This window comes from Clostridium sp. (genome assembly GCF_051278035.1).
In the GTDB taxonomy this organism is placed as follows: domain Bacteria; phylum Bacillota; class Clostridia; order Clostridiales; family Clostridiaceae; genus Clostridium_AD.
The window spans coordinates 1-7,373 of sequence record NZ_JBNMNU010000198.1; the positions used below are offsets into that span (position 1 = coordinate 1).

Here is a 7,373-nt window from a genome sequence, read left to right on the forward strand (position 1 = left end):
ATTATTTGAAAACATTATACCATTATATGCTATTTTTATATACTTATAGAATCTACTAACACTTACCATTTGGAAACTGTCGCAACCCCAATGTCCTATAAACTATACATACTGAACACTCTTTAATTAGTATACTTAATAATTTCAATTTAACCAATTATCAGTAATTTGCTGTATATACTAAACTTATTACACTATTATTTTTAAAGTATAGTTAAACAAGTACCTAACTCATATTTGATCTCATATAGCTTTTCAACTCCACTAATTACACTCTGACATTTATACATGAGCATAAAGTTACCTGCTAACTTTTCTTTATCGACGCAAATAACTTTGTCTATTTTTATGACAGAAATACTTTCGTCTTCGTTAATAATTTTAAATCTAACAGGATGTATATTACCCCTTGTATCAGTCCAAGAAACTACTTCAATAGGTTTTGCTACTATTTTCATATTACTCCCTCCAAACATATGTTCGTATGTATATTATATAACATTTTACGAAAATTAGAAGAGGTAAAATTATCCTAAATTTAAAAAGACATGAGCTATCATTTCCAACTCTACATATAAACCTTATACGCTATCTATAGATAATTGATCAAATCAAGAGAAATCATACCCCTGTTCACAAATTTATTACTAAGTATTATGTTTACAAAAAATTAATTATTAACAATTTACTCGAAAAAATAGAAAATATGAAAAAATGCTTAAATTGACTCCAATGCTAGGCGTCCAAACAACTCTATTCTTATTAATTTTGAGATCTGAAATTTGTCCTTTTCCATAAATATCAAAAACATATACGCAACGTTAATAGATGAGGTGTATACACGCCTAGACAAACATTACTCTTAAATGTATACTGTACGAATAATCTATTAATGAGGGTTATAAAAGTACTAAAAGGAGGTTCATATAAAAATGGAAAAAACTTTACAAACAACTCCGAAAATAATCATAGAGTTTGATTATAATGCTTATGATGAGTTTAGAAGAATCGCTCTTGCAGGTACAAGGTTGTTAATTAATACGGCATACGATGATATAGGTAACAACTACTCTGTAGGAATAACTTCTAGGTCAAAATTTATTGTTTTTAGAGAATTTTACAAAGAATATCATAATTTTTATGTTTATGATTGCTTTGAAAGTATGGCAGATAGTGGTGAAATATCACCATGTATATTATTCACAGTGATGAAGTACCTCTAGATATTTAAATATTAAAAAATAGCCACATCAGATTGTACACAGCTTTCGATGTGGCTATCTATTTTGTTAATGTATCCACGGTTAAGGAATTTGCTATTTGCATATATGCGGATCACCTGTACTTAAACCCCTTAAAAAAAGGAACATCTCTGCTCCTTAAAACTAGTTCCACAAATCCTTAGTAAGTTCCTCTATCTCTTTTTTCCTTTTCTCTGTTTCTTGTAGATCTATGGTTATCCTGTCCTTATCTATATTAAGAACATCTCCCTCTTTAGCTGTAATAGGTATTTTAGATTTTTCAATGTCTACCATTTGCCTATCTTCCTTTTCACATACCGCAAAATCACCTTCGAACCTATCTATAATTACTTTCATAAATTCCTCCTATTGTGGTGCATTACATTTACTACCTGGGGTTAATCCTTTTGCTTTAGCATCACTTAAGCTTATTGGAATTTTGCTTTTACTTAAATATGAGCATCCATCTGCATGATATTTACTCCCGGTCTTAGTAGTATATACAGTTACACTTTGATTCTTACTTGGTGTAGTTACCTTAGGAACAAGCACTGGTACAGGCTTACTGGTTGCTGTGTTATTAGATGATAGGCTATCACTAGAAACAATGCCTTTATAGCTTCCAGGACTAACGTTAAAACTTACATTTGTTCCATTTGAAGTCGCAACAACTGTTCCACTTTCATCAGTTCGATATACCGGTACCTTCATAGCCTTAAGTCTGTTCATAACATCTTGCGTAGGATGTCCATAGCTATTACCTTTACCAACGCTTATTACAGCATACTTGGGGTTCACCTTGTCTAAGAAACTTTGTCCTGTAGAAGATTTACTTCCATGATGCCCTACTTTAAGTACTGTAGCAGATAAATCTAGCCCCTTTGACACCATTTGGCCTTCTGATTCAGCTTCTGCATCTCCGGTTAATAAAAATGATGTATTGCCAAAGGTAACTTTTACAACAATAGAGTAATCATTTGCATCATCATAGCCTGTTCCATTAGGTGCTAGTATGGTAACAATTGCATCACCTATATTAAATGTACTACCTACCTTTGGTGCTGTTAATTTTAGTCCTTTATTCTTGACTGAACTTACAAAATCTTTAAAAGTATTAGTAGTTGCAGTCTGTTTGGGAAAGTATACGTTCCCTACTTTAAATGAATTGATAATATAGTCCATGCTTCCTATGTGATCCTCATGCGCATGAGTTCCAATTACGGCATCAAGAGATTTAACGCCTTGATTATCCAAATAATTTTTAATAACTTGAGCATCACCGTTATTTCCCGCATCAATAAGCATATTTGAATTGCCTTGTCGTACTAATATACTATCTGCCTGGCCTACGTCTATATAATGAACTTTAAGTTGACCAGTTACAGTTTTACTATCCTTAATAACTGATGTTGTATCTTCCTCCAGCTTAGGTACTTCTTTTGTTATAGTATTATCTGCCTCTACTTGTTGAGTAGGAACTGTTGGAACGGTATTTTTCTGTACCTGCTGAGTTGTTACCGCTGGTGTAGTGTTTTCAGATGTGCTTGAGCATCCAACTAAACTGAACATAAGCATTAATCCTAAAACGAAACTTAGATACTTTTTTTTATTTCCCATACTAATCTCCCTAGAAAATATTTTGAACTTTATTTCACTAATATTATCATCATATACATTAATACAAGTAATTCTATATAATATGATTTTCACTAATATATAACTTGTGGTCTATCTTTCCTTAGTTTAATATTAAATTTAATCTTTTAACTCTGTATATAATTAGATTAATTATTGTCCATCTAATATAAAGTTGTTTAGATATTATTTAATAGTTTCTTCCTCAATAACTAAATTATACGAAAAATGTACACTGCTCCATCCTTTTAGAACTAATTGTTGAAAAGTGGCAACCAAAATAGCATGTGCCATATATAATGCTTCATTATATTCATCTTCAAAGACCCCAATTTCATCTATATCTAGATTATGTGCAAAATAGTTTATATGATTTGAATCACCATGAATGAATCTAGAACGGAATTTATACATTTTTTTAAGCACCTTCTTAAAATTAATTTCAGCTCCTAAAAAGGCCTGAGTTTTTTCTACTATTTGACTTGTAATATCTTTTTCACCATGTACATATATAGCTTCTATTCCAAGCATAGCCCAAAATAACAGTTCATAATTCAATTTCGGATTAAAAATATGTGTAAAAGCATTTAAACTTCGCTCAATTCTTGATTCACCTATACCTATTAAAAAACCTTGGTGATTTAATAGCCAATTCCACGTATCAATTATTGACATATCTTGAAGTTTCGGCCATCTGATTTTTTTAATATAATCAAACATACAAGGTAATGAGTTAATTAAAGATCCACCTGACCTTTTTATTATCTCATCTTTTTCATAAATATTAGTGTTCACAATAAATTCTGTGGTTTTACTCTCAATCTTTTCAAATACAATAATCTGAGCCGTCTCGAGTAAGCCCACCTGTGCAATATTAACTGCTACAACAAAATCACATATTCTTTTCATAAATTCATCTATGTAGTATGTCGGTAACTTATTAAGTTCCATCCCACAATTTGAAACACCAACTGGAAATTGAGGAATATATAAACCACAAGGAGTATCTATTGAAATTTTTAATATGTATGGATATTTTCTACCACTCCAACATCTCCACAAGTTTTTGTTAGTTAGCCTACTATCCTCTTCCTCGCTATTTAGAATTTCGAAAGTAGGATAAAGTTCTAACTTTTCTTCATAGAAAGGAAACTTAATTTTATTGGACAGCGTCTTAAATTCTTCTATCATATTTTTAAATCTAATATTAAAACTATCCCCATATTCTAATTGCTCATAAATGGGTAGATAAGCTATTAGTTTATTATCAAAAGTGTACATATAAAACTCTCCCTTTATAGTATTTATATACATATATTTTATATATATATTCATTTACGGTATAGATAAGCTCCATTAATATAGGCGATTGTCTTTTTTACCTTTAATATTTAGGCAATAATTATACCTATCATATATTTATCAACTAAAACATCTAACCATTCCACTTTATCTATAGTATTTCATTAACTCTTCAAAATCATTTAATGCTAGTCCTGCTGCAAATAATGCCGCTTGTATTTTATTGAGTAATTTTCTTAAAACATATTCTTTTTCTTCTGATTTGCCATAATGCAATAAATTATGACAATGGCTACATAGTGATACTGCTTTCTTTAATATATTAATTCAACATAAATCTAGCTTCCCCTTCAACATTTGTAAAATAGGCAATAAATAAAACCCTGAGATTACCCCAGAGTTTCATTAGTTTTTGTTTTACTTTATAAAAACTACTTAATTACAATTCTTGCAGACTAATACTCTTAACTTGTCCTTCTTATACTTTCATCACATTATATAATATACTCCAAACAACGTGGGATATATTTATAAATCCATAAAATATTAAGCACCCATTAATGATAATGTTTGATTGGAATAATTGTTTTTCTGTGGCATCTTTCATTCTTTGGTATACCCCAATCAATAGTACAAATGGGATTACTATCTTAACAATTATACTTAATAAGTGCCTGTTGTTTACAATTGGTGCCATGACAGGATTGACTTCCAAGAACATACCTGTGTTAATTAGGAAGATCGTAAATATAATATCTGTTACGTTTAATATGTACATTGTAATTAATTTTTTCCTTATAAAACCTAAATCTCTGGTTTTTATTGCAGAAATAGTAAAAGACATTACCATCACCTCTATTAGAAGTATTGCCCATGTCTGTACGCTTTAAACTTAACTTAATTAGGGCTATTTACCATAAGTGATTCTCTAATAGCTCTTGTTACATTATCACTATAATACTTACCCAACAACAGGCTTAATCCATACTTGGCAAAAGCTTTTCTGTCAATTTGTTCGTTTTGTACTTTCATTCTAATAATCAACCATTTCACAGCACTAATCCTATTACTTTCACTTTCCCACGTGCCATTAGGAACTTCACTATTTATTATTTCCCAAGGACCTATGTCAATTTTATATACAGCTTTAAATATTTTAAATAAACTAGGATAATAGCTATGTAACGTGACTAACCCATTTTGTTCAAGAATACTCCAAGATAATTTCTCTTTTACGTCCTCAATATTCCATTGCATTTCTACTTCAAATATATATTTCAAAGCACTAATTCTGTTTTTTTCTTGTGTCCAATAGCATTGAGGTACTTTATCATGCATGAATTGCCAAGGCTGATATTGCTCCTCTGGATAAGTACATAGTATATAACGAATAGCAGAACGTCCAAATAGCTTTGAAGCAGTATGGAGCTTGTACTTGGTTAGAAATTTCTTGGATAATTCTCTTTTAACATCTTCTTTGCTGAATTTTAGTCTTTCATCAATTAAATATTTCAATAACTTAACCGCAACGTCTTCCGCTTCATCTGCTCTTCTATTAGACCAAAACCCACATGGGAAGTTCAAAATTCTACCTTGTAATAAAAGCTCATATATTTCTATATCATCTAAATTAGTTAAATTAACTTTAAAAATCTTAGGCATACCAAAAACCCCCTTAACTCTTTAAATTATTGACAAACCTATCTAATATCAATCAATTTACAGTAAAAGTTTTTCCCTATAGAATAGACTATAAGTGTCATATGTTTCCCTCAAAAGGGTACTTAAAAAGGTACCCACTGCATTGAGTACCTTAACCTCTTCTAATCTATTGATTTTCCTTGCTTTCTATCCATGTTTGAAATCATGATACTATAGTATTATATAAAGTATTGTTTTATTTTTTCATTCATTCCGTCTACTCCAATATATATAACTTTTTTCTTTTTCTTATTCTCTCTGACCTCGTGTTTAGTTATAATACAAAATTCAAACATTGCCTTTGTTTCACCTAAGGCACTAATAATTTCATCAATTTTCTTATCTTTTGTCCTGTTGAAAATATCAACTTCTAATATTATTATTTTACCCCCTTTTAAAATGAAAATGCAGTCAACTTGATGATTTTTTATCTTATATTCCCTCTGCATAAAATCCAATTTATCCTTTAATAAAATAACCACATCGGTTATAACCAAACTATGAAAACTTGGCATTTTTTTAAAATAGTAAACTTTTTTACCTAGTATAGGATGCACTTGTACTTTGATGAATTTATTATCACTTAGAATTTTTAACCTATTAGCTGCCACAACATAGCCTGGGAAAAATAATCTTTGAATTTGTTCTATCGTCGCCCCCTGATTCTTTTCTATAAAACTTATGATATTTACATCCCTACTTGTTAATTTCATTTAGCATTCTCAAAACATTGTTTAGACCATTTTCAACTATAGGAGCAATCTTAGGGGCTTTCTTTTCAATAAAACTACTTTCTATGTTTCTCATTATGTCTAGATGCTCTATAGCTAACGTGTGACCTTTATAAGTATCAAGTGTCTTACATATAAACTCTCTATCCTTAAGTAGCGTAGCACAGTTGTCACCCATGACTACTATGGAGGTCGAATTATCTTTTATCGTTAAACTAATCCTAGTGGTTAATTGTGCTTTAATGTCCGTTGGAATACTATCCGCTGTAGGTTTTTGCAATGAGGTAATTAAAAACATTCCGCTTGATCTACCTACATTTACAAGATTTTTTATATATCTCAGACATTTTGCTTTTATCTTTTTTTCCTCTTTGCTATCTCCCTTAGATATATTTAAAAAGCTAAACTCTTCTATGATGATGTAATTATATTTCAATTTATATGAGGCTTTCTTATTGAAGTCCTCTACATTGTAGATCCCTTTGGTATTATTTATAAGGACCTCTCTTCTTTGTAGCTCCTGGTCTATTTTCTGCAAACTATTTTCTACATCTAATAAGTTTTTACTATAAGACAATACCTGTTTGCAATTCTTGAAAACTCCTAAATCATTTTTGCGTACCTGTAGTAGATGGATGTAAATATTAGAGTTATAAATTAAATTAGTTATCATCGCTAATAACAATCTGCTTTTACCTGTTCCAGTGTCTCCACCAATTAGCACATGAGGGAATTTATTAAGATCTATAATCACGCTTTTTGA

At 30.3% G+C, this 7,373-nt stretch carries 9 protein-coding genes; 1 reads left to right on the forward strand and 8 read right to left on the reverse strand.

Features of this window, described 5'->3' with window-relative positions; translation table 11 throughout:
* Positions 1-203 precede the first annotated feature (203 nt).
* A complete protein-coding gene (locus ACJAX4_RS20420; protein WP_435791276.1) occupies positions 204-458 on the reverse strand; it encodes a hypothetical protein in 255 nt (84 codons plus the stop codon).
* 474 nt (positions 459-932) lie between these two features.
* On the opposite strand from ACJAX4_RS20420, the gene ACJAX4_RS20425 reads away from it, so the two are divergent.
* Positions 933-1,223 (forward strand): hypothetical protein, encoded by a 291-nt coding sequence (locus ACJAX4_RS20425; protein ID WP_435791277.1) that lies wholly within the window; start codon positions 933-935, stop codon positions 1,221-1,223.
* A 162-nt stretch (positions 1,224-1,385) separates the two neighbouring features.
* Here the strand turns inward: ACJAX4_RS20425 and ACJAX4_RS20430 are convergent, their stop codons facing one another.
* The 7 genes from ACJAX4_RS20430 to ACJAX4_RS20460 all read right to left on the reverse strand — a co-directional run.
* Positions 1,386-1,598, reverse strand: a complete 213-nt coding sequence (locus tag ACJAX4_RS20430; RefSeq protein ID WP_435791278.1) for a DUF3006 domain-containing protein — start codon at positions 1,596-1,598, stop codon at positions 1,386-1,388.
* A 9-nt stretch (positions 1,599-1,607) separates the two neighbouring features.
* Positions 1,608-2,858, reverse strand: coding sequence for a ComEC/Rec2 family competence protein (locus ACJAX4_RS20435; protein WP_435791279.1), 1,251 nt, complete (start codon positions 2,856-2,858; stop codon positions 1,608-1,610).
* Positions 2,859-3,062: 204 nt separating this feature from the next.
* Positions 3,063-4,157 (reverse strand): hypothetical protein, encoded by a 1,095-nt coding sequence (locus ACJAX4_RS20440; RefSeq protein ID WP_435791280.1) that lies wholly within the window; start codon positions 4,155-4,157, stop codon positions 3,063-3,065.
* Positions 4,158-4,656: 499 nt separating this feature from the next.
* Entirely contained in the window at positions 4,657-5,022 is a 366-nt protein-coding gene (locus ACJAX4_RS20445) for a DUF5658 family protein (protein ID WP_435791281.1), read from the reverse strand.
* 53 nt (positions 5,023-5,075) lie between these two features.
* The gene (locus ACJAX4_RS20450) at positions 5,076-5,840 is read right to left on the reverse strand and encodes a DUF4046 domain-containing protein (protein WP_435791282.1); all 765 of its coding nucleotides are present in this window, start codon (positions 5,838-5,840) and stop codon (positions 5,076-5,078) included.
* 218 nt (positions 5,841-6,058) lie between these two features.
* Entirely contained in the window at positions 6,059-6,592 is a 534-nt protein-coding gene (locus ACJAX4_RS20455) for a hypothetical protein (RefSeq protein ID WP_435791283.1), read from the reverse strand.
* Positions 6,576-7,373, reverse strand: a 798-nt coding sequence (locus ACJAX4_RS20460) for an FtsK/SpoIIIE domain-containing protein (protein WP_435791284.1), incomplete at its 5' end; no start/stop codon positions are given. The genes ACJAX4_RS20455 and ACJAX4_RS20460, both read right to left, overlap by 17 nt.

What these genes read in the sequence shown, in the direction of transcription:
- ACJAX4_RS20420 (WP_435791276.1), bottom strand. Translation starts at nt 458, where the DNA reads ATGAAAATAGTAGCAAAACCTATTGAAGTAGTTTCTTGGACTGATACA.
- ACJAX4_RS20425 (WP_435791277.1), top strand. Translation starts at nt 933, where the DNA reads ATGGAAAAAACTTTACAAACAACTCCGAAAATAATCATAGAGTTTGAT.
- ACJAX4_RS20430 (WP_435791278.1), bottom strand. Translation starts at nt 1,598, where the DNA reads ATGAAAGTAATTATAGATAGGTTCGAAGGTGATTTTGCGGTATGTGAA.
- ACJAX4_RS20435 (WP_435791279.1), bottom strand. Translation starts at nt 2,858, where the DNA reads ATGGGAAATAAAAAAAAGTATCTAAGTTTCGTTTTAGGATTAATGCTT.
- ACJAX4_RS20440 (WP_435791280.1), bottom strand. Translation starts at nt 4,157, where the DNA reads ATGTACACTTTTGATAATAAACTAATAGCTTATCTACCCATTTATGAG.
- ACJAX4_RS20445 (WP_435791281.1), bottom strand. Translation starts at nt 5,022, where the DNA reads ATGTCTTTTACTATTTCTGCAATAAAAACCAGAGATTTAGGTTTTATA.
- ACJAX4_RS20450 (WP_435791282.1), bottom strand. Translation starts at nt 5,840, where the DNA reads ATGCCTAAGATTTTTAAAGTTAATTTAACTAATTTAGATGATATAGAA.
- ACJAX4_RS20455 (WP_435791283.1), bottom strand. Translation starts at nt 6,592, where the DNA reads ATGAAATTAACAAGTAGGGATGTAAATATCATAAGTTTTATAGAAAAG.